This window comes from Pandoraea morbifera, from assembly GCF_902459575.1.
In the GTDB taxonomy this organism is placed as follows: domain Bacteria; phylum Pseudomonadota; class Gammaproteobacteria; order Burkholderiales; family Burkholderiaceae; genus Pandoraea; species Pandoraea morbifera.
In genome coordinates this window covers 425,437-445,572 of record NZ_CABPSD010000002.1, presented here as the reverse complement: position 1 = coordinate 445,572, position 20,136 = coordinate 425,437, and the positions used below count along the sequence as shown (strand labels likewise).

Sequence of the window (20,136 nt, the reverse complement as noted above, 5' to 3'; positions counted from 1 at the left end):
GAGCGTTTATTGGTGGCGAAGATGGGAGGACAGCATGGCCGGAAAGCACATTGACGCGGTACGGGAACTCGAATCGGCGCGCTTCGACGCGATGGTCGAGTGCGACGTCGAACAACTGGATGCCTTGCTGGCAAGCGATCTTCATTACGTTCATTCAAACGGCAAACGAGAAACCAAAAGCGAGTTTCTCGAGGCGCTCAGTTCCGGGCGGCGTCGTTACATCGACATCGACGTCAAGGCGCAGGAGTTGCGCCAGTTCGGCGACACCGTGGTCGTGACGGGCAAGCTCCGCGTCGAACTGGAGACCGCTACCGGCTCGCTCGAGTCGCAGATGACTTACACGGCGGTCCACGTGCTCGAAGCGGACGCCTGGCACCTCATCTCCTGGCAAGCGACGCGCATGGCGTCGGCCGATTGACGCGATGCCCTGACGTCCGGCGCTCGCCGGATGCATGCCTCAATACCTAACGTTTGACAAATTCCGGAACAAAATGTTCCAGGAAAAACGGAATTCGCGTGTCGTCCAAGCGATTGTTGCGTTTATCGGGAGCAATGCATGAAATTGCGCTCGGATGATGCGTCAATGCCGGCATATCCGTCATATCCGTCATGTCCGCCTGTCCGCCTGTCCGCCTGTCCGGCGGCGGACGGCGGTGGCCGTTCGCATCGCGGGGACGCTTGCCCGAGCGGGGCGCGGGCAAGCGAGAAGCGTGGGCACGAGGTGGCTCAGGCCAGCGCCCCTGGCGTGTCGAGGCGCAGCGCCAGGCGGATCACCTCGACCTGTCGGGCGATGGGGGCGGGGATCGGGAGGTCGCCCGCCAGCACCGCCTCGATCCACCGGGCAGTCGCGGGGGCGTCCGCGCCAGGGAGCGCCGGCGGCGTGCCGGTCGCGCCTTCTTCAGCGGCCTGCCACAACGTAGGCACGCCGTCGCTAAAGCCCTCGATGGCCGCCTGACGACGGGCATCGGCGACCGGCTCGCCTTCCGTGCCGCGCGCGAGCAGCACGCCGGGGGCGGGGCTGTTCGCCGGGTCGGAAAACAGTTCGCCGAGCGTTTCCCGATACTCGGGATGGGTGTAGTTCACCAGGCGTAGCGCCGGACCGGCGAACGGCTGCAGCAACTTCACCACCGTGTGCCCTGAATTGCGCACGCCGAGCGCGGCTCGCATCTCCAGCAAGCGCTCAAGCGCGGGCGACAGCGCCGCGATCGGCAGGTAGGCGACGCGTCGGTCGCGCAGCGCCGCTTGCGCGTCCGTCGCCGAGCCGCACGCGGCGTGCCCCAACTCGGCCAAGATGGCCTGGGTGCCGACGCGGTTCGCGCCGCTGTGATGCTGACCGTGCACCAGCACCGGAATGCCGTCGCGGGCGAGCAGCAGCGCGAGCAGGGGGGTCAGGTTGGGCTGTTTGCGCGCGCCGTTGTAGCTTGGAAGCAGAACGGGGGGCGGCGCGTCCGCGGGGGCGACAAGTGGGGTGAAGGTGGCGTGGGCGGCATCGAGCATGGCGCGCAACTCGACCGGCGTCTCGCCCTTGATACGGTACGCGATCAGCACGCCGCCCAGCTCCGCCGGTGCCACACGTCCGGCGAGGATGGCGTCGAAGAGTTCACGCGTCTCGGCCGCGGTGAGCGCACGCGCCCCCTTGGCGCCCCGGGCAATGGTCTTGAGCAGCGGCGCGCAGGCGAAGGGAGCGAGGGGGGCGGCGGCGGTCATGGCACTTCGGCGTTGTCGTTCATGGGAGACCGGGGCGGCGAGGCGCGCTCCGGCTGGGGATGGTTCGCTCATGATACGCACATGGGGGTGCCCGGTGCCAGTGCTTGAAGTACCATCTCGTGTTCGGGCGCGGCGCACGCACACAACTGGTGGCGGCCTTCGCCTTCCCCCATTGCCCTCCGAGGTCCTGTCATGTCCACGCTGTACAGCTATTTCCGCAGTTCCGCCGCGTATCGCGTGCGGATCGCCCTGAATCTGAAGGGGCTCGATTACGAGATCGTGCCGGTGCATCTGGTGCGCGATGGTGGCGAGCAGCTCAAACCGGCGTACCGTGCGCTGAACGTCAACGGGCTCGTGCCCACGTTCGTCGACGGCGACGTCAACATTCATCAGTCGCTGGCCATCATCGAATATCTGGAAGATGTGCATCCGACGCCGGCGCTGCTGCCCGCCGACCCGGTCGCGCGGGCGCAGGTGCGGGCGCTGGCGCTCGACATCGCGGCCGACATCCATCCGATCGACAATCTGCGCGTGTTGCGCTATCTCAAGCAGGACCTGGGCGTGAGCGAGGAGCAGAAGAACGCGTGGTACGTCCATTGGGTCGTGGAGGGCTTCACGGCGCTCGAGGCCCGTCTGGCGGCCCAGCCCTCGCCCGGAAAATTCGTCTTCGGCGACACGCCTACCCTGGCGGACTGCTGTCTCGTGCCGCAGGTCTACAACGCCAATCGATTCAAGGTGGACATGGCACCGTTCCCGCGCATTGCCGCCATCGACGCGCACTGCCAGACGCTCGACGCGTTCCGTCGCGCTGCCCCGGAAGCGCAACCGGACGCCGAGTAAGCGTTGCATGTTCGATCCGGCTTTCTGGCGGGGCATGGCCCTTGGCGCCAGTCTCATCATTGCCATCGGCGCGCAGAACGCGTTCGTGTTGCGCCAGGGCATCCTCAAGCGGCATGTCGGCTTGGTCGTGGCCGTGTGCGCCGTTTGCGACATGGTGCTGATCGCGGCGGGCGTGGCGGGCATGGGCGGGCTCATCGACGCGTATCCGCGTTTCCTGACCGCCGTGACGTGGGGCGGTGCCGCTTTCCTCTTCTGGTATGGACTTCGGGCCTGGCGCGCAGCGTTTCGCGGCACCGGCGCGCTGCAGGCGGATGGCAGCCGCGCGGCGACGCAGGACATGACCTGGCAACGCGCATTCGTGCTCGTGCTGATGCTGTCCGTGCTCAACCCGCACGTTTATCTCGACACGGTGATCCTGCTTGGCGGCATTGGCGCGCGCGAGGCCGCGCCCGGCAATGTCTGGTTCGCGGCGGGAGCGATGACGGCGTCCGTCCTCTGGTTCACGCTGCTCGGCTACGGTGCACGCCTGCTCGCCCCGCTGTTCTCGCGGGCAAGGGCCTGGCAGATCCTGGACGGCCTCGTGGGCACGATGATGTGGGGGCTGTGCGCGGGACTCCTCGCGCAACAGTTGTAGCGAGCTGACCGGCGGCGCCGTCGGTTGCCGTCGGTTGCCGTCGGTTGCGCCGCCCCGAGAGACAAACGGCCCGCACACGTGACGTGGCGGGCCGTCGGTTCGTCTGACGCCGGCGGGCGGCGTCGTTCGGCTGCGCGATTCGCGCGTCTTACCCGAGCAGGGCGTCGGCGAACTCTCGCGCCGAGAACGGTTGCAGGTCCTCGACCTTTTCGCCCACGCCGATGAAGTACACCGGCACGGGACGCTGGCGGGCGATCGCGGCGAGGATGCCGCCCTTGGCGGTGCCGTCGAGCTTGGTCACGATGAGGCCGGTGAGCTGCAGGGCGTCGTCGAACGCCTTGACCTGCGCGAGTGCGTTCTGACCGGTATTGGCATCGATCACGAGCAGCACTTCGTGCGGCGCGCCGTCGGCGGCCTTGCCCAGCACGCGCTTGATCTTCTTGAGTTCTTCCATCAGATGCAGTTGCGTGGGCAGGCGACCGGCCGTATCGGCCATCACGATGTCGATCTTGCGGGCGCGGGCGGCGTTGACTGCGTCGAACACGACGGCGGCCGGATCGCCGCTCTCCTGCGAGACGACCGCCACGTTGTTGCGCTCGCCCCAGATCGTGAGCTGCTCGCGAGCGGCCGCGCGGAACGTGTCGCCGGCGGCAAGGAGAACCGACTGACCGTAGTGCTGGAAGTGCTTGGCAAGCTTGCCGATGCTGGTCGTCTTTCCTGCGCCGTTCACCCCCGCGATCATCACGACCAGCGGCGCTTCGCGGCCCAGCACGAGGCTTTGCTCGAGCGGTTGCAACAGTTCGACGAGCAGGTCGTGCAATGCGCGCTTGACCTGTTCGCCGTCGGTCAGCCGTTCGGCCTTGACCTTCTTGCGCAGGGCGTCGAGCAGGAAGGTGGTCGCTTCCACGCCGGCATCGCTCATCAGCAGTGCGCTCTCGAGTTCCTCGAACAGGTTTTCGTCGACCTTCACGCCGACGAAGATGCCCGTGAGGCCGGCGCTCGTCTTCGACAGGCCCGCCTTGAGTCGCGTGAGCCACGAACGCTTGGCGGCCGGTGCGGGGGCCGGTGCGGACACGATCTCGCCGATGGCTTCGCCGCTGGCGTCCTTCACGACGACCGGCGCGGCCGATGCCGACACGTCAGACGATTCGAGCGATTCTAGCCATCCGGACGTCTCGGAGGCGTCGGTCGTTGGGACATTCGCCATCGCCGGCTCGGACGCCGCCGCGTTTTCGGCAGAGGAGGCGTGACGGACGGGCTCGCTCACGCGGGCGTCGGTGACGTGCGGCGCCGTGGGGCTGGCAGGCGTGCTCGGCGCAGGGGAGACCGGGGGCGCGACCGACACATTTGGCAAGTCGTCCGGCACGCCGACGGGCGGGGCGGTCGGCGTTGGCGCGATGTCTGCCCTGGCGTCGTTGCCCAGCGGCGGCACCGCGGGCGTGGCGGGCGTGGCGGGCGTGGCGGGAGCGGCAGGCGGGCGGGCCGCCTCGTCCGACGCATCGGACTCGGGCAATCCGGGAGATTCGGTCGGTGCGGGACTCGTCTCGGCGGTCTTGTTGCCGCCTGACTTGAAGCGCTTGAAGAAGCTGAACATGGGGTGAAGAACTCGACGTGGGGACGCGCAAGCGGCGTGCGACTGTGATTTGTCCTGCGATTCGCGTGGCACAAAACCCCCTACAATGGGCGGGTCGTTGTTTCCGACGCGGGAAATGCGACGTATTTTATCAGACGCGAATCGACGTCCACGACGGGCGAAAGGGGATCCATGACGGGAACCATGCGCTGGCGCCACGCCTTGGTCGGATTGGCCGTGGCGGGGGTAATGAGCCTGAGCCATGCGGCCGACACGACGGGCAGCAAAACGACCGACAACACATCGGAATTCACGCTATCGAACGGCTTGCGGCTGATCGTGCGCGAAGATCACCGGGCGCCGACGGTGGCGCACGTGGTCTGGTACCGCGCCGGCTCGCTCGACGAGTTCAATGGCACCACCGGCGTCGCCCACGCGCTGGAGCACATGATGTTCAAGGGCACCAAGTCGGTCGGGCCGGGCCAGTTCTCGCGTCAGGTTGCCGCGCTCGGCGGCCGTGAGAACGCCTTCACCAGCAAGGACTACACCGGCTATTTCGAGCAGACGGAGAAGTCGCGCCTGCCGGAGATGATGCGCCTGGAAGCCGACCGGATGGCCAACCTGACCTTGTCGGCGGACGAGTTCGCCAAGGAAATCCAGGTCGTCATGGAGGAGCGTCGCCTGCGCACGGACGATCAGCCGCGCGCCTTGCTCTACGAGCAGTTGATGGCCACCGCGCTGGTCGCCAATCCCTATCGCCGTCCGATCGTCGGCTGGATGGACGATCTGGAGCACATGACGGTGCAGGACGCGCGCGACTGGTACGAGCGCTGGTACGCCCCGAACAATGCCGTGGTGGTCGTGAGCGGCGACGTGGACCCCGCACAGGTCAGGCAACTCGCCGAGAAGTATTACGGGCCGATCAGGTCGCACGCGTTGCCGGATCGTCGTCCGCAGAACGAACCGGCCCAACTCGGCGTGCGGCGGGTCTTCGTGAAGGCGCCGGCCGAGAATCCGAACGTGATGCTCGCGTGGCGGGCGCCGCGCCTGAAAGATGTCGAGAAGGATGACGACGTCTACGCGCTGCAAGTGCTCGCGGCCGTGCTCGACGGATACGGCAACGCACGTCTGACAAGTCGTCTGGTGCGCGAGCAGCGCATTGCAAACGACGTCGGCGCGAGCTATGACGGCGTCGGACGCGGGCCGCAGTTCTTCATCCTCGACGGCACGCCCGCTCAGGGCAAGACGCCCGAGCAGATGGAGAAGGCGTTGCGCGCACAGGTCGCCGACATTGCCGCGCACGGCGTGACGCAGGCCGAACTCAAGCGCGTGAAGGCGCAGGTAATTGCCGGGCAGATCTACAAGCGAGACTCGGTCTTCGGACAGGCGATGGAGATCGGCCTGAACGAAATGTCGGGTATCTCCTGGCGCCAGATCGATCGCATGCTCGAGAAGGTGAAGGCCGTCACGCCCGAACAGGTGCAGGCGGTGGCCGGCAAATACTTCGGTGACGAAACGTTGACGGTGGCGACGCTGGTGCCACAGCCGATCGACGAAGCGACACGCAAGCGCCGCGCCCAAGGGGCGGAAGACCTGAAGAACATGCGCTGAGAGGGCCACACGATGATGAAGATTTCCGCACTGTTGCGTGCGTTTGGCGCGCCTGCGCGCTCGGGGTTGATGGCCTCGGTCGCCGCCGGCGCCGTCGCGGTAGTCATGCCGCTGTCGGCACAGGCGGCGCTGCCGATCCAGAGCTGGATCGCCCCGTCGGGGGCGAAGGTGATGTTCGTCGAGAGCCGCTCGATTCCGATGATCGACCTGAACATCGACTTCGATGCCGGCAGCCGCTACGATCCGCCGGGCAAGTCCGGGCTGGCGCTGCTGACCGCGGGCCTGCTCGATGCCGGCGCGGCCGCGGCGACGGGCCGTCCGGGCCTCACCGAGGCACAGATCGCCGATCGCTTCGCAGATGTCGGCGCGATGGAGGCGACGAGCGCCGGGCGCGACGCCGCGACCGTGACCATGCGCACACTGTCGTCGGCCGCCGAGCGGGACGCGGCCGTCAATACGGTGGCGCAGTTCCTCCAGCATCCCACGTTCCCCGACGCGGTGCTCAAACGCGAAGCGGCACGACTGTCTTCGGCGATCGCCGAATCCGATACGAAGCCGGAGGCGATTGCGGAGAAGGCCTTCCGCCATGCCATCTACGGCAGCCATCCCTACGGCGTGAGTCCCACGGTGGCGAGCGTCAATGCCATCAAGCGTGAGGATCTGCTGCGCTTCTATCGTGACATGTACAGTCCCAAGCGGGCGGTCGTGACGATCGTGGGCGATATCGATCGTGCTCAGGCGGAGAAGCTCGTGGCGTTGCTCACCGACGCGATGCCGGCGGGCGTGACGCCGCCCGCAATGCCCGCTGTCGCGCCGCTGCGCAGCGCCGTGCAGATCGATCTGCCGCATCCGGCCGAGCAGGCGCATATCGTGACGGGGCAGGCATCCGTGGCGCGCAGCGATCCGGACTACTTTCCCCTGCTCGTGGGCAATTACGTGCTCGGCGGCGGCGGGTTCGTCTCGCGGCTCACGACCGAGGTGCGCGAGAAACGCGGTCTGACGTATGGCGTGTCGAGCAGCTTTTCGCCGCAATTGCAGGAGGGGCCGTTCGAGATCAGCCTGCAAACGCGTCGTGAGCAGGCGCAGCAGGCGCTGCGCGTGGTGCGCGACACGCTCGCGGCGTTCGTGCAGGACGGACCGACCGACGCGGAGATGCAGGCCGCCAAGGACAACCTCACCAACGGGTTCCCGCTGCGACTCGACAGCAACCGCAAGCTGCTGGCGAACGTGGCGGCCATCGGGTTCTACAATCTGCCGCTGGATTATCTCGACACGTGGACGAGCATGGTGCAAGCCGTGACGGCGACACAGGTGAAAGCCGCGTTTTCGCGTCATGTTCAGCCGGAGCGGCTCGCGACTGTCGTGGTCGGACCGCGCGATGTGTTCGGTGCGGCGAGCGCAGCCGCCGCGACGCCGGGCGGTCCACGGCCAAACGGCAAAGGGAAGGCGAAGTAACGCACGGACTGCATTGGGCGACGCGATCTGCTGCGGCGCGAATGACGTTGGAATGTCGAACGACAACGGCACCGGAACGCTCCCGGTGCCGTTTTTTTGTGGTGTGTCAGCGCAGAATCCGGTGGCGCAAAAGCCGCAGGGCCACGGCGAAGCCGACGACCGCATAGACGAGCAGCGCGCCGACATGCAGCCATGGCAGGTCAATGGCGCGCCCGAGCATCGCCGGACGGATGAGCGCGACCGCATGCGCGAGCGGCAGCCATTCGGTCACGTGGCGCGCCGCCGCCGGCAATTGCGACAACGGGAAGAACACGCCGGAGAGCAGCAGCATCGGCGTCATCACCAGCGTCTGGTAGAACATGAAGAAGTCGTAGCTCGGCGCGAGCGCCGTCATGATCATCGCCAGGCTCGCGAACGCCAGACCGGCGAGCAGAACCGCGGGTAGTACCACGGGCAGGGCGTCGATGCGCGCATAGCCGAGCACGCTCGCCACCAGCAGAATGGCAACGCCCGAGAGTACGGCCTTGCTGGCTGCCCACACGACCTCGCCCAGCACCACGTCGCCGAGTGTCAGCGGCGTGTGCATGAGCGCTTCCCACGTGCGCTGCACATGCATGCGAGAGAAGCCGGAGTACATCGACTCGAAACTCGCCGAGAACATGACACTCGACCCGACCGTGCCCGCCGCGAGAAACGCAATGTACGACGTGCCATCGACCTCGCCAACCATCATCCCGAGGCCGAAGCCGAGTCCGAACAGATAGATCATGGGGTCGGCCAGATTACCGAACATCGACGCGATGGCGAGCTTGCGCCATACGAGGAAATTGCGTCGCCAGACACCCGTCCATGCCGATGCGCCCGGCAGGTAGCGCGGCGAAGCAGGAGGTGTTGCCGGATGCGAGCCACAGGCAATTCGCGAGGCTCGCACCGGTTCGGTTTCCGTTGTGTGCGCGTTGGGGTTGGGGTGGGCGCGGGTGTTCTCGCCGGCGTCGGCATTGGGAAGCGGGCCGGGGCCGGGGGCGTGACGGTCGTGTTCACTCATCGCGCATCTCCCGGCCGGTGAGTTTGAGAAAGACGTCTTCGAGGTTGGCGCGGCGGTGCAGATAGCGCACGCCGGGCTGGTCCTGCAGGGTGCCGACCACCGGGGCCGCATCGCGTACGTAGCAGAAATGCGTCTCGCCGCTGGTCTCGATGCGTTCCGCCAGAGGCGCCAGTCGCGCGAGCAGCGAATGCGGCACGTCGCCGAAGACTTCGACGACATCGCAGCCGATCTCGCGAGCGATCAGCTCAGGCGGCGTGCCTTGCGCGATCTTGCGGCCGGCGTCGATCACGCACAGGCGGTGGCACAGGCGTTCCGCCTCCTCCATGAAGTGCGTGGTGAGCAGAATGGTCTTGCCCTCGCTCATCAACGATTTGAGGCGTTCCCAGATCAGATGTCGCGCCTGCGGATCGAGACCCGTCGTGGGCTCGTCGAGGATAAGCAGATCCGGATTGTTGATGAGCGCACGCGCGAGCGTGAGGCGTCGTTTCATGCCGCCGGAGAGCTGGCCCACGCGTGCATCGGCCTTCGATTCCAGACGGGCGAAGGCGAGCAGGGCGGGCACACGTTCGCGCATGTCGGCGCGGGAGAGTCCGAAATAGCGGCCGAAGACCGCCAGATTTTCCCGTACCGTGAAGTCGGGGTCCAGGTTGTCGAACTGAGGAACCACGCCGACGCGACGCCGCGCTTCCGGTGCCAGACGCGGCACCGGCAGTCCGCCGAGGCGAATGTTGCCGGCATCGGGCGTGACAAGTCCGAGCAGCATGCGCAATGTCGTGGTCTTTCCCGCGCCGTTGGGGCCCAGCAGACCGAAGCACTCGCCCGGCGCCACATGCAGCGACAGGTGATCGACGACGGGGCGGCCCTCATAGGCCTTGCATAGCTCAACTACCTCGATGGCGGCATCGGTCATGGCGGATCGGGCGCTCTCCTGTTTGGCGGCAGGCGCATCCAGGAGCCCGGTGGCGAACGAGGGAGAGTCGTTTGCGCCGCGTGGGCCGGCCGGGTTGGGTGCCTTGCCGCGATCGACGTGGTCCCCGATGGGGCCGGGGCTCGGACGATGTGGTATGTTTCGCCTCAACAATGTAGCGTGAATTGTCATGATTTTGGATTCCGTGCGCGCGCCGCGAAGCGCGCGATCTCATTCTGGCGTCGGCATCGGCGCATCCGGCAACGCTTTGCTGCGGGGGGCGGTATGAAGTCCGGCGCAGGCAACGTCGCGCGCGGGGCTCCCCAGCAGGTGCGCATCATCGGCGGTCAGTGGAAGCGCACGCCGCTACCGGTGCCCCCTGGCGATGGCTTGCGGCCGACGCCGGACCGCGTGCGGGAAACGCTCTTCAACTGGCTCGGGCAGGACCTGAGCGGCATGCAATGCCTGGACGCATTCGCTGGCAGCGGTGCGCTCGGGTTCGAGGCCGCATCGCGTGGTGCCGTGCGGGTGCTCATGATCGAGCAGGCCGCGCCAGCCGTGCGCCAGCTTCGCGCCAATCAGGCCAAGCTTGGGGCCGATCAGATCGAGATCGTGCAGGCCGACGCGCGACGTCTGATAACCACATTGGCGCCCGGGGCTTTCGACGTGGTGTTTCTCGACCCGCCGTTTGCGAGCGGGTGGCTGCAGGATCTGTTGGCGCCTGCGGCACGCCTGCTGGCGCCGGGCGGCGTGATCTACGCCGAATCCGACATCGCGCTGGAAGACGATGCGCTTGCCGTGCTTGGCCTTGCGTGCGTGCGCCGGGCGAAAGCCGGAGCGGTGCATTATCATTTGCTTGAATCGATTCCGAAAACCCAGAGACCACAATGAAAAAGTACGCAGCACCGGTCCCCAGCCGCGAGGAGACGTTGGCATGGTAGTGGCGATTTATCCGGGGACTTTCGACCCGCTTACCCGAGGACACGAGGATCTGGTTCGCCGCGCGGCGGGCATCTTCGACAAGCTCGTCGTCGGCGTCGCGGACAGCAAGAACAAGAAGCCGTTCTTCACGCTGGAAGAGCGCATCGACATTGCGCGTGAGGTGCTGGGCCACTATCCGAACGTGAGCGTCGAAGGGTTTTCCGGGCTGCTCAAGGATTTTGTGCGCAAGCATCAGGCACGCGTGATCGTGCGCGGTTTGCGCGCCGTGTCGGACTTTGAGTACGAGTTCCAGATGGCGGGGATGAACCGCTACCTGTTGCCCGATGTGGAAACGATGTTCATGACGCCGTCCGATCAATACCAGTTCATCTCCGGCACGATCGTGCGCGAGATCGCGCAACTGGGCGGCGACGTCAGCAAGTTCGTGTTCCCCTCCGTCGAGAAGTGGCTGGTGACGAAAGTCGGCGGTCAGGCGTCGCAGGGATAAGTATCGTGCGCGCCGGGTGATCCGGCGCGGCGATACGGCTGGAGGTGCCGTATGGCCTTGATGATTACCGATGAATGCATCAATTGCGACGTGTGCGAGCCGGAGTGCCCGAACGACGCGATTTCGATGGGGATCGAGATTTACGAGATCGATCCGAACAAGTGCACCGAGTGTGTCGGACACTTCGATGAGCCGCAGTGCGTGCAGGTATGTCCGGTAGAGTGCATTCCGGTCAACCCCGAGCACGTGGAGACGCCCGAGCAGTTGCTTGAGAAGTACACCCATCTGCAAGCGGCCAAGTCGGCCTGAGCGAGGCTCGCGTGTGTCCTTGCCGGGCGAGACCCGAGGCTTCGTAGCGATCGGCCCGAGCGTTGCGCGGCGGCACCTCGGGCAATGAGATGAGCGGCCTGCGAGCCGCTCATTTTCGTTTCCGGCCTATTTTCCCGGCGTGGCGTGCAAACGCATCATCGCCTTTTCCATGTCGCCCTTGACGACCAGATCGACGATGTCGAGCGAGCGCGACATGGCGTCGTCGATCTGCGCCTGTTCTTCCTTGCGTGGCGGCTTGAGTACGAAGTCCACCACCTGCTGCTGGCTGCCGGCGGGCTGGAGCGTGCGCGGATGACCGATCCCCAGGCGCAGGCGCCAGAACTCCGGCGTGGTGAGGTGCGCGGCGATGTCCTTCAGACCGTTGTGACCGCCGCTGCCACCGCCTCGCTTGAGCTTCACGGTGCCGGGCAGTAGATCGAGCTCGTCGTGCACCACGAGGATTTCGTCCGGCAGGATCTTGTAGAAGCGTGCGAGCGCAACGACCGATTGACCGGATCGGTTCATGAAGGTCTGCGGCTCGAGCAGCCACACTTCCTGACCGGCGATGCGTGCGCGCGCGGCGAACCCCTGGAAGTTTTTCTGGTTGGACAGCGATGCACCGCATTGCTGCGCCAATGCGTCGACGAACCAGAAGCCGGCGTTGTGACGCGTTGCTGTATATTCGGCGCCCGGATTGCCGAGCCCTACGATCAGCTTGATCATTTCGGTGTCAGGATTTTGGCGCGCGCCGATTCGGCGTGCGCGCAGCCATAAAAAAACCCGCCGGACATGATGTCGCGGCGGGTCTTGCGTCCAGCGTCGCCGCTGAAGGCCAACACGCGTGGCTTAGGCAGCCGGCGTTTCGCCTTCGGCAGCCGGTGCGGCCGCTTCGTCAGCAGCAGCGCCAGCCGGTTGAACGGCTTGCGCCACCACCGGGTTTTCCTGCTCGACGTGCAGCGTGAGCGTCACGCCGGCGGGCAGCTTGACGTCCTTCGCATGCACGGTCTTGCCGGCTTCCAGCGTCGACAGATCGACTTCCAGGAATTCCGGCAGCTTGCCCGGCAGGCAGCTGACGTCGAGTTCGTTCACGGTGTGGCTGATGACGTTCGAAGCCAGCTTCACGGCCGGGGCGTTCTCGGCGCCCAGGAAGTGCAGGGGTACCTTCACGTGGATCGGCTTGTTCGGGTCGACACGTTGGAAATCCACGTGCAGGACCAGTTGCTTGAACGGGTGATACTGCACATCGCGCAGCAGCACTTGTTCGGACTTGCCAGCCACTTCCAGATCGAGGATCGACGAGTGGAAGGCTTCCTTGCGGAGGGCGTGCCACAGTGCATTGTGATCCAGTTCGATCAGTTTCGGATCGACGTTACCACCATACACGATGCCCGTGGTCTTACCGGCATTGCGCAGGCGGCGGCTCGCACCCGTACCTTGCTGAGTACGCTCAAAAGCGACGACTTTCATAACAACTCCTTGGACTGCCCGCGACCAGGCAGCGATTTCTTCCCGAATATTCCGCAAAAAAAGCAGGCTTCAGGAACGACAAAGGCAGGGAGATGCTCCCTGCCAACATAACAACGGCGCCACCCAGGCGCCGTCGCATAACTTTACCGACCGCTTACTCCGCGAACAGCGACATCACCGAGTCGCCACGACGGATACGCGAGAACGTCTCGGCAAGCAGATTGGCGCAGCTCAACTGGCGAATCTTGCCGCCCTTCGAGTCGTCGCGCAGCGGAATCGTGTCCGTCACGACGACCTCGTCGAGTTCCGAGGCATTGATACGGGCTGCCGCGCCGCCGGAGAGCACCGGGTGCGTGCAGTACGCATAAACCTTTTTCGCGCCGCGCTCCTTGAGCACTTGCGCAGCCTTGCACAGCGTGCCTGCGGTGTCGACCATGTCATCCATGATGACGCAGGTGCGGCCTTCGACTTCACCGATGATGTTCATCACTTCGGCCACGTTGGCCTTCGGACGGCGCTTGTCGATGATGGCCAGATCGCAATGCAGTTGCTTGGCCAGCGCGCGGGCGCGCACCACGCCGCCGACGTCCGGCGAAACCACGAGGAGGTTTTCGTGATTCTGCTCGCGCACATCGGCCAGCAGCAACGGCGACGCGTAAATGTTGTCGACCGGGATATCGAAGAAGCCCTGAATCTGGTCGGCGTGCAGGTCCATCGTGATGATGCGTTCGACGCCCGCGATCTGCAGCATGTTGGCTACGACCTTCGCCGAGATCGCCACGCGCGCCGAGCGGGGGCGACGATCCTGACGGGCATAGCCGAAATACGGAATGGCAGCGGTGATGCGGCCGGCCGAAGCACGCTTGAGCGCGTCGACCATGATCATCAGTTCCATCAGGTTGTCGTTGGTCGGCGCGCACGTCGATTGCAAGACGAAGACGTCCTTGCCGCGCACGTTTTCCTGAATTTCAACCTGGATTTCACCATCAGAGAATCGGCTCGCCATGGCCTTGCCAAGCGGGATTCCCAGGGTGTCGACGACCGCTTGGGCCAGGGCGGGATTGGCGTTCCCGGTGAATACCATTAGGTTATCACTACTCATCTGGCTACCTGCGGGACGTATGGATGCTGACACTGCACGACAGAGAAATTGGCAGGGGAGGAAGGACTCGAACCCTCGTATGCCGGAATCAAAATCCGGTGCCTTAACCAACTTGGCGACTCCCCTACACTAACCGTTGCCTTTGCTGCGCCGTAGGAAACGCAACAAAGTAAAACTTTTTCACGCGAAGGCGAACATCGGGTGTTCGGCCAGACTGGTGGTCACCTGACCGATCCAGCGCTCTGGCAATCGCTTGCATGCGGCTTCCGCTTCCGCCTTCGTGTCGAATGCCGCAAACACGCTGGCGCCGGATCCTGTCATGCGTGCCGGGGTGAAGGTTCTGAACCAGTCAATCACAGCAGCGACTTCCGCGTATTCTCGAGTGACTACCGCCTGCATGTCGTTACGGAAAATTTCATCCGTTTCGAACACGTTTTTGTTGGCGTGCTCAAGAAAGAACGCCATTGTGACGATCTTCGTATCCCTTGTCAACAGGGGATCGCGAAATATTTTGTCCGTCGCGACGTGCACGCGCGGGTTCACCACGAGGAAGTGTCGTTGCGGCAATTCCACGGCCTGCAGCGCCTCGCCGAGTCCCTCGGCAAACGCATTGCGACCGAAGACGAAAAACGGCACGTCGGCACCGAGTTCGAGAGCCAGCGCCTGAAGGGTTTCGCGGGGCAGGTTCAACTGCCACATGCGGTTGAGCGCGAGCAGCGTGGTCGCGGCGTCGGAGCTGCCGCCGCCAATGCCGCCGCCCGCCGGCAATCGTTTCTCGATGCCGATGTCCACGCCGAAGCGTACGCCGCAATGCGTCTGGAGCAGGCGGGCGGCACGCACCGTCAGGTCGGTCTCGGGCGGCACGCCCGGCAGCGGGTTCGTGTGCACGACCCGTCCGTCGTCGCGGCGCTCGAAATGCAGCGTGTCCGCCCAGTCGATCAGCTGAAAGACGGTTTGCAATTCGTGATAGCCGTTTGGCCGGCGACCCACGATGTGCAGGAAGAGATTGAGCTTGGCCGGAGCGGGGCAGTCACGCAGGATTTCGTACATGGCAATGCGAACGAAGACTTATGGGGTGCCGTCGCCGTCGCCGTCGACAGGCGACACCGGCAGCCGGAAACGGGAGCGCGTTGCCCGTGCGGCGTCCCAGGTGCCGGCGCGGGCGGTGCCAAGCATAGCACCGCCGACGTGAGGCTGTTTGGGAGTGCGCGTGCCGCGCGAGGGACGGGGGACGGGGGACGCGTGCAGCAGATGGGGCGCGGAGGACTACTCGTCGATCACCAGACGCACGGCGAGCGGCGAACCGTCGAGATCGCGCGACAGGTCAAGACGTTTGACCCGCAACGGCGTGCCATCGAAAAACGCCTGATAGTCGATCGTCCATCCATCCTGCTTGAGATGTGACGGGCGCTGCGTCTGCGGATCGGTTTCGATGCTCGCCTGTGAGCCAGGAGCGCTGCGCATGCGCAGCCAGTAGCGCAGCCCGCCGACCGGGAGCGCGAATCCCAACGCGTCGTGCATCACGTCTTCGAGGCGCGGCCCCGTCAGCGGCGCCTTGCCCGGCAATTCGAGCGAAGCGCTGCGCGGACTCTCGCGCACGATTGCCTGCGTCTGCCCGAGCGGATCGAGCAACTGGACGGTCGCGTTCTCGCCGTTTTGCTGCCAGTCGAAGTTGCCGTAGGTATTGCGCGTCTCGCCGTTTTGCTCATAGCGCACGGCGAAGCGGCCGCGATAGTGCTCGACACTTGCTCCGGGCGCCTGTTCGACAGCGGCCGGCGGCGCGAGACTGGCGCAGCCGGTCGCGAACACGGTGGCCGAGCAGGCCAACGCCAGTGCCGCGCCGCGCATGACACGAAACGACCGACCGCCGCGCAACGGGGGCTGCGCGATGGCGCGCGCCATGTCTTGCATCAATCCCTTCATCAAACCCTGCATCCGTCGTACCTGATCCATCACGGTGCCACGTTGTAGCGCTTCATCGTCGAGCGCAGCGTGTCGTCGTCGCCGTCAAGCTTGAGCGCTTCACGCCAGGTCTTGCGTGCTTCGTCCTGCTGGCCCGTTTCCCACAGCACTTCGCCCAGGTGTGCGCCGATTTCCGCCTGCGCCTGGATGCCGTAGGCGCGGCGCAGCAGTTCGAGCGCCTGCTGCTTGTCGCCGAGGCGATACTTCAACCAGCCCAGGCTGTCCATGATGTATGGATCCTCGGGCGCGAGCGCCGATGCCTTTTGCAGCAGCTTGAGGGCTTCCGGCAAGCGCGTGTTGCGCTCCGTGAGCGAGTAGCCGAGTGCGTTGTAGGCCTGCGCGTTATCCGGCTGCGCCGTCATGACACGGCGCATCGCCTTTTCCATGACGTCGTAGTGCTTGTTGAGTTCTGCCACCATGCCGTACTGATACAGCAGGTCCGCGTCGTCCGGATGGTTCTTCACTTCGACGGCCAGCAGTTTCTCGGCGTCGTCGTAGCGCTTGGCCTTGACGAGCAGATCCGACTCGGCGCGCTTGAGCGCGAGCTGCTCACGCGGATCGCTCGGCTTGATACCGTGCAACAGCGCACGGCCTTCTTCGACTTTGCCCTGATCGGCGAGCAACTGCGCGCGTCCGATCTGCGCGGGCAGATACGCGTTGCTGTCCTCGCGGATCTTCGAGAGCCATTTGTCGGCGGCCGGGTAGTCCTTGCGATCCTGCGCGATCTGCGCCAGATAGATGTAGGCTTGCGCGCCGTCGGTGTTCTGCGCTTCGGCTTCGCTGGCGTACTTCTGCAGATACTGCTCGGCGATCTCCGGATGCTTGGCGTGCAGATTGAGCAACGCGAGCGCCATGAGCGTCGAGAGTTCGTGCGGATAACGCTTCTCCAGCGTCTCGAACTGCTTCTGCGCGGCGTCGAGCTGGTTGTCCGCGAGCAGGAGTTTGGCGTAGGCGAAGCGCGCCTCTTTCGCGTTGGGGTTGCGATCGAGGAAGGTCTTCAGTCCGGCGATCGCGCTGGTGCGCTCGGCGGGGCCCATCTGACCGTACAGCAGCGCGGCGGCTTCATAGTCGGGCTTGAGCTTGAGGGCGGCTTCGAGCGACGCGCGGGCGCCGGCGGTGTCGCCTGCGTCAAGCTGCGAGCGGGCGATCGCGAGTTGCGCCTCGGGGCGCTGCATGTCGTTGGCCAGCATGCGCTTGAGCGACTCGATGCCCGTGGCGCGTTCCGGACTGCGCGCGATCATCTGCTGGAGTTCGAGAATGGCCTGACCGCGACGTGCTTCGGGCACCTTGTTCAGTTCGTCGACGAGCAGCGGCTCGGCTTCCGCGAGGTGGCCGGTGCCGACTTCGAGGCTCGCGAGCAACTGCGTGCCCGGACGCCACGTCGGATCGAGCTGGTGCCACAGCCGGGCCGCGACGAGTGCGTCGCCGAGCTGACGCGCGCCGAGCGCGATCTCCACGGCGCGGCGTGCCATGCGCGGGTCCTTCGTGCGATTGGCCAGGGCGATGTAGGTATTGAAGGCCGGCGCGAGGTTGCCTTGCTGCAGGCTCAGCTCCGCGGCCATCACTTCGAAGACGATCTCGCTGGTCAACGCGACGTTCGGGAGCTTTTCATGCGGCACGCTCGCGTTCGGCGGCACGTCCTCGCTGTCGGCGTCGGTCCGGGCGTCGCCGGCCGCGCCCGCGCCGTTGGCCTTGCCCGGCGCGACGGCCGGTGCGGCGGGGGCCTTCGGTGCCGACTGGGCGGCGGGGCCGCTCTGGGCGAAGGCACTCGTCGACGGCAGGAACGCCATGACGGCGGTCGCGCAGGTCATGCCAAGCGCCGCTGCGCCGGCCCAGGCCCCGCGTGCCAGGGCGCCGCGCAGGCGCAAAACCACGGGTGCCGCCGGTTTGGCAACGGCGGAATCGGACTGGAATCGGGTGTTCGGCATAGGGATCCACGGCAGGTTTCGAGCGATTGTAGCGCGCCCGATACAATAGAGTCTAAATCCTCAGCAAACGTTCGCAGGCATGCCTGAACTCCCAGAAGTCGAAGTCACCCGCCGCGGTATCGCGCCGCATGTGGCGGGAACGCGTGTTGCGCGCATCGACGTGCGCAACGCCTCGCTGCGCTGGCCGGTACCCGACGGGCTCGACGCACGCCTGCGCGGCGAAACGCTCATCGGCGTGACCCGTCGCGGCAAGTACCTGCTGCTTGAATACGCGCCCGGGTGGCTGCTCGTGCATTTGGGCATGACCGGGACGTTGCGCGTCATGCCCGAGCCGCATGCATTGCCCGCGGCCGGCGTGCACGACCACATCGATCTGGTCTTCGAGCACTGTGCGCTGCGTTATCGCGACCCCCGGCGCTTCGGCGCCGTGCTGTTTCACCCGCGCACCTCGGGCGATGTGCTTTTGCACCCGCTGCTCGCCAGCCTGGGGGTCGAGCCGCTTACCGACGCCTTCAATGGCGCCTGGCTGCATGCCGGCACGCGTGGGCGAACGGTCTCCATCAAGCAGGCATTGCTCGCGGGCAGCATCGTGGTGGGTGTGGGCAACATCTACGCCTCGGAGAGCCTGTTTCGTGCACGCATTCATCCGCGCATGCCGGCGGGCAAGCTCACGCGACCGCGTGCCGAGAGACTTGCCGCGGCCGTCAAGGATGTACTCGCCGCCGCCATCGAGAAGGGCGGCAGTACCTTGCGGGATTTCGTCGGCAGCGACGGCAAAAGCGGCTATTTCCAGCAGGAATATTTCGTCTACGATCGCGCCGGCCTGCCGTGCCGGGTGTGCGGCACGCCGATCCGGCAGATCGTGCAGGGGCAGCGCTCCACGTTCTTCTGCCCCCATTGTCAGAAGTAGCGCGGAGCACGGTACCCCGCGCACGGCATCCGACATCCCCCCGAAACGCCTATGAACGAATCTCCAGAAAACGCTGCCGCCGAGACGCTGGCGGCCACGTTTGCCGAGCGCCTGATCGCGTGGCAGGCCGAGCACGGTCGTCATGACCTGCCGTGGCAGAACACCCGCGATGCCTATCGGATCTGGCTCTCGGAGATCATGCTCCAGCAGACGCAGGTCGCTACCGTCATTCCGTATTACACGAAGTTTCTCGAGCGCTTTCCCGACGTGACGTCGCTGGCCAACGCGCCGCAGGACGACGTCATGGCCCTGTGGAGCGGACTTGGCTACTACTCGCGGGCGCGCAATCTGCACCGTTGTGCCCAGGTCGTGGTGGCGGAGCATGGGGCCCGCTTTCCGTCCGATCCGCAGGTCCTTGCCACGCTGCCGGGCATCGGCCGTTCGACGGCCGCCGCCATCGCGGCATTCGCGTATGACGCGCACGCGGCCATTCTCGACGGCAACGTCAAACGCGTGCTCGCAAGGGTGTTCGGCATCGAAGGATTCCCCGGCACGCCGAAGATCGAGCGGGAGATGTGGGCGCTGGCAGAGTCGCTACTGCCCGAACGGGATCTGCCTGCCTATACGCAGGGGATGATGGATCTCGGCGCGACGCTTTGCGGGCGGGGCAAGCCGCGCTGCGGCGAGTGTCCGTTCGACGGCGATTGCGTGGCGCACGCCACGGGCCGCGAGCGCACGTTGCCGACGGCCAAGCCGAAGAAGGCGCAGCCGCAGCGCTACGTCGATGTGCTGGTCATTCGTGCGGCCGACCGCGTGCTGTTCGAGCGGCGTCCTGACAGCGGCATCTGGGGCGGACTGTGGAGCTTGCCCGAACTCGCGCCGCCGGCGGATGCCGCCGCGCCGGACGATGCCTCGTTGCGCTCGCGCCTCACGGCCCTGGCCTTGACGCTTGCCCAGGGAGCCGACAAGGGAGCCGACAAGGGCCTGGGCGCACGGGAAGCGGGGCCCTCGATCGTTCCTCTGCAGGGGATGACGCACGTCTTCACGCACTTCAAGCTGTTCCTGCGGCCGTGGCTGGTGACGCTGCCAACCGCGTCGGCGGCCGGTTCGCGTCACGCATGGTTCGACGCGTCGGGCATGGCGGCTGCCGGCCTGCCGTCGCCGATTCGCAAGATCGCCGACGCGCTCTCGCTTGCCGTGCAGGACGACGGCCAACTCCGATTGCCCGCGTGATTCCCTGCGCATCCCGACACAATC

20 protein-coding genes and 1 tRNA gene are annotated in these 20,136 nt (G+C 65.7%); 10 read left to right on the top strand and 11 right to left on the bottom strand.

The genetic code is table 11. The annotated features are described in order from the left end of the window. The first annotated feature begins 34 nt into the window (after positions 1-34). On the top strand, positions 35-418 hold the full coding sequence (locus PMO31116_RS05455) for a nuclear transport factor 2 family protein (RefSeq protein ID WP_150565820.1): 384 nt from the start codon (positions 35-37) through the stop codon (positions 416-418). A gap of 308 nt (positions 419-726) precedes the next feature. On the opposite strand, the gene ybiB is transcribed toward PMO31116_RS05455, so the two are convergent. Next, entirely contained in the window at positions 727-1,707 is a 981-nt protein-coding gene (gene ybiB, locus PMO31116_RS05450) for a DNA-binding protein YbiB (protein WP_150565945.1), read from the bottom strand. Between the two features lie 192 nt (positions 1,708-1,899). Here ybiB and maiA point away from each other — a divergent pair, with 192 nt between their 5' ends. Then, a complete protein-coding gene (gene maiA / locus PMO31116_RS05445) occupies positions 1,900-2,547 on the top strand; it encodes a maleylacetoacetate isomerase (RefSeq protein WP_150565819.1) in 648 nt (215 codons plus the stop codon). Between the two features lie 7 nt (positions 2,548-2,554). Further along, positions 2,555-3,181, top strand: coding sequence for a LysE/ArgO family amino acid transporter (locus PMO31116_RS05440; protein WP_150565818.1), 627 nt, complete (start codon positions 2,555-2,557; stop codon positions 3,179-3,181). Between the two features lie 148 nt (positions 3,182-3,329). Here the strand turns inward: PMO31116_RS05440 and ftsY are convergent, their stop codons facing one another. Beyond that, a complete protein-coding gene (gene ftsY, locus PMO31116_RS05435; RefSeq protein ID WP_150565817.1) occupies positions 3,330-4,775 on the bottom strand; it encodes a signal recognition particle-docking protein FtsY in 1,446 nt (481 codons plus the stop codon). 171 nt (positions 4,776-4,946) lie between these two features. Here ftsY and PMO31116_RS05430 point away from each other — a divergent pair, with 171 nt between their 5' ends. Together PMO31116_RS05430 and PMO31116_RS05425 are read left to right on the top strand one after the other, a co-directional pair. Beyond that, the gene (locus tag PMO31116_RS05430; protein ID WP_150565816.1) at positions 4,947-6,365 is read left to right on the top strand and encodes a M16 family metallopeptidase; all 1,419 of its coding nucleotides are present in this window, start codon (positions 4,947-4,949) and stop codon (positions 6,363-6,365) included. Between the two features lie 12 nt (positions 6,366-6,377). Further along, positions 6,378-7,820 carry a M16 family metallopeptidase gene (locus tag PMO31116_RS05425; RefSeq protein ID WP_150565815.1) on the top strand — a complete coding sequence of 481 codons (1,443 nt, stop codon included), beginning with the start codon at positions 6,378-6,380 and terminating at the stop codon, positions 7,818-7,820. A gap of 106 nt (positions 7,821-7,926) precedes the next feature. Here the strand turns inward: PMO31116_RS05425 and PMO31116_RS05420 are convergent, their stop codons facing one another. Together PMO31116_RS05420 and nodI are read right to left on the bottom strand one after the other, a co-directional pair. After that, complete coding sequence (locus PMO31116_RS05420; RefSeq protein WP_246185150.1) at positions 7,927-8,865, bottom strand: ABC transporter permease; 939 nt, start codon at positions 8,863-8,865, stop codon at positions 7,927-7,929. Continuing rightward, positions 8,858-9,775 carry a nodulation factor ABC transporter ATP-binding protein NodI gene (gene nodI / locus PMO31116_RS05415; protein WP_150565813.1) on the bottom strand — a complete coding sequence of 306 codons (918 nt, stop codon included), beginning with the start codon at positions 9,773-9,775 and terminating at the stop codon, positions 8,858-8,860. Before nodI ends, PMO31116_RS05420 begins: the two co-directional genes overlap by 8 nt. Before the next feature lie 282 nt (positions 9,776-10,057). Here nodI and rsmD point away from each other — a divergent pair, with 282 nt between their 5' ends. The 3 genes from rsmD to PMO31116_RS05400 are packed head-to-tail and all read left to right on the top strand — an operon-like array spanning position 10,058 to position 11,510. Then, positions 10,058-10,663, top strand: coding sequence for a 16S rRNA (guanine(966)-N(2))-methyltransferase RsmD (gene rsmD, locus PMO31116_RS05410; protein WP_150565812.1), 606 nt, complete (start codon positions 10,058-10,060; stop codon positions 10,661-10,663). 43 nt (positions 10,664-10,706) lie between these two features. Then, positions 10,707-11,201, top strand: a complete 495-nt coding sequence (coaD, locus tag PMO31116_RS05405) for a pantetheine-phosphate adenylyltransferase (RefSeq protein WP_023597777.1) — start codon at positions 10,707-10,709, stop codon at positions 11,199-11,201. Between the two features lie 51 nt (positions 11,202-11,252). Further along, complete coding sequence (locus PMO31116_RS05400) at positions 11,253-11,510, top strand: YfhL family 4Fe-4S dicluster ferredoxin (RefSeq protein WP_150565811.1); 258 nt, start codon at positions 11,253-11,255, stop codon at positions 11,508-11,510. 126 nt (positions 11,511-11,636) lie between these two features. Here the strand turns inward: PMO31116_RS05400 and pth are convergent, their stop codons facing one another. From pth to PMO31116_RS05365, 7 genes are all read right to left on the bottom strand, one after another. Beyond that, positions 11,637-12,233 carry an aminoacyl-tRNA hydrolase gene (gene pth, locus PMO31116_RS05395; protein ID WP_150565810.1) on the bottom strand — a complete coding sequence of 199 codons (597 nt, stop codon included), beginning with the start codon at positions 12,231-12,233 and terminating at the stop codon, positions 11,637-11,639. A 123-nt stretch (positions 12,234-12,356) separates the two neighbouring features. Further along, the gene (locus PMO31116_RS05390) at positions 12,357-12,977 is read right to left on the bottom strand and encodes a 50S ribosomal protein L25/general stress protein Ctc (protein ID WP_023597773.1); all 621 of its coding nucleotides are present in this window, start codon (positions 12,975-12,977) and stop codon (positions 12,357-12,359) included. 154 nt (positions 12,978-13,131) lie between these two features. Next, a complete protein-coding gene (locus PMO31116_RS05385; protein WP_025249903.1) occupies positions 13,132-14,079 on the bottom strand; it encodes a ribose-phosphate pyrophosphokinase in 948 nt (315 codons plus the stop codon). A 49-nt stretch (positions 14,080-14,128) separates the two neighbouring features. After that, positions 14,129-14,205: transfer RNA gene (locus PMO31116_RS05380), tRNA-Gln, on the bottom strand. Between the two features lie 54 nt (positions 14,206-14,259). After that, complete coding sequence (gene ispE, locus PMO31116_RS05375; protein ID WP_150565809.1) at positions 14,260-15,129, bottom strand: 4-(cytidine 5'-diphospho)-2-C-methyl-D-erythritol kinase; 870 nt, start codon at positions 15,127-15,129, stop codon at positions 14,260-14,262. A gap of 216 nt (positions 15,130-15,345) precedes the next feature. Next, positions 15,346-16,032, bottom strand: coding sequence for an outer membrane lipoprotein LolB (locus PMO31116_RS05370; protein WP_246185149.1), 687 nt, complete (start codon positions 16,030-16,032; stop codon positions 15,346-15,348). Then, the gene (locus tag PMO31116_RS05365; RefSeq protein ID WP_150565808.1) at positions 16,032-17,969 is read right to left on the bottom strand and encodes a tetratricopeptide repeat protein; all 1,938 of its coding nucleotides are present in this window, start codon (positions 17,967-17,969) and stop codon (positions 16,032-16,034) included. The genes PMO31116_RS05370 and PMO31116_RS05365 overlap by 1 nt, the downstream gene beginning before the upstream one ends. A 79-nt stretch (positions 17,970-18,048) precedes the next feature. On the opposite strand from PMO31116_RS05365, the gene mutM reads away from it, so the two are divergent. Both mutM and mutY read left to right on the top strand, forming a co-directional pair. Then, positions 18,049-18,879, top strand: coding sequence for a bifunctional DNA-formamidopyrimidine glycosylase/DNA-(apurinic or apyrimidinic site) lyase (gene mutM / locus PMO31116_RS05360; protein WP_150565807.1), 831 nt, complete (start codon positions 18,049-18,051; stop codon positions 18,877-18,879). A gap of 51 nt (positions 18,880-18,930) precedes the next feature. After that, positions 18,931-20,112, top strand: a complete 1,182-nt coding sequence (gene mutY, locus PMO31116_RS05355; RefSeq protein ID WP_150565806.1) for an A/G-specific adenine glycosylase — start codon at positions 18,931-18,933, stop codon at positions 20,110-20,112. Positions 20,113-20,136 lie beyond the last annotated feature (24 nt).

What these genes read in the sequence shown, in the direction of transcription:
- ftsY (WP_150565817.1), bottom strand. Translation starts at nt 4,775, where the DNA reads ATGTTCAGCTTCTTCAAGCGCTTCAAGTCAGGCGGCAACAAGACCGCC.
- pth (WP_150565810.1), bottom strand. Translation starts at nt 12,233, where the DNA reads ATGATCAAGCTGATCGTAGGGCTCGGCAATCCGGGCGCCGAATATACA.
- ispE (WP_150565809.1), bottom strand. Translation starts at nt 15,129, where the DNA reads ATGTACGAAATCCTGCGTGACTGCCCCGCTCCGGCCAAGCTCAATCTC.
- PMO31116_RS05430 (WP_150565816.1), top strand. Translation starts at nt 4,947, where the DNA reads ATGACGGGAACCATGCGCTGGCGCCACGCCTTGGTCGGATTGGCCGTG.
- maiA (WP_150565819.1), top strand. Translation starts at nt 1,900, where the DNA reads ATGTCCACGCTGTACAGCTATTTCCGCAGTTCCGCCGCGTATCGCGTG.
- PMO31116_RS05455 (WP_150565820.1), top strand. Translation starts at nt 35, where the DNA reads ATGGCCGGAAAGCACATTGACGCGGTACGGGAACTCGAATCGGCGCGC.
- mutM (WP_150565807.1), top strand. Translation starts at nt 18,049, where the DNA reads ATGCCTGAACTCCCAGAAGTCGAAGTCACCCGCCGCGGTATCGCGCCG.
- rsmD (WP_150565812.1), top strand. Translation starts at nt 10,058, where the DNA reads ATGAAGTCCGGCGCAGGCAACGTCGCGCGCGGGGCTCCCCAGCAGGTG.
- PMO31116_RS05390 (WP_023597773.1), bottom strand. Translation starts at nt 12,977, where the DNA reads ATGAAAGTCGTCGCTTTTGAGCGTACTCAGCAAGGTACGGGTGCGAGC.
- ybiB (WP_150565945.1), bottom strand. Translation starts at nt 1,707, where the DNA reads ATGACCGCCGCCGCCCCCCTCGCTCCCTTCGCCTGCGCGCCGCTGCTC.
- coaD (WP_023597777.1), top strand. Translation starts at nt 10,707, where the DNA reads ATGGTAGTGGCGATTTATCCGGGGACTTTCGACCCGCTTACCCGAGGA.
- PMO31116_RS05385 (WP_025249903.1), bottom strand. Translation starts at nt 14,079, where the DNA reads ATGAGTAGTGATAACCTAATGGTATTCACCGGGAACGCCAATCCCGCC.
- PMO31116_RS05400 (WP_150565811.1), top strand. Translation starts at nt 11,253, where the DNA reads ATGGCCTTGATGATTACCGATGAATGCATCAATTGCGACGTGTGCGAG.
- PMO31116_RS05370 (WP_246185149.1), bottom strand. Translation starts at nt 16,032, where the DNA reads ATGGATCAGGTACGACGGATGCAGGGTTTGATGAAGGGATTGATGCAA.
- PMO31116_RS05425 (WP_150565815.1), top strand. Translation starts at nt 6,378, where the DNA reads ATGATGAAGATTTCCGCACTGTTGCGTGCGTTTGGCGCGCCTGCGCGC.
- PMO31116_RS05365 (WP_150565808.1), bottom strand. Translation starts at nt 17,969, where the DNA reads ATGCCGAACACCCGATTCCAGTCCGATTCCGCCGTTGCCAAACCGGCG.
- mutY (WP_150565806.1), top strand. Translation starts at nt 18,931, where the DNA reads ATGAACGAATCTCCAGAAAACGCTGCCGCCGAGACGCTGGCGGCCACG.
- PMO31116_RS05420 (WP_246185150.1), bottom strand. Translation starts at nt 8,865, where the DNA reads ATGAGTGAACACGACCGTCACGCCCCCGGCCCCGGCCCGCTTCCCAAT.
- nodI (WP_150565813.1), bottom strand. Translation starts at nt 9,775, where the DNA reads ATGACCGATGCCGCCATCGAGGTAGTTGAGCTATGCAAGGCCTATGAG.
- PMO31116_RS05440 (WP_150565818.1), top strand. Translation starts at nt 2,555, where the DNA reads ATGTTCGATCCGGCTTTCTGGCGGGGCATGGCCCTTGGCGCCAGTCTC.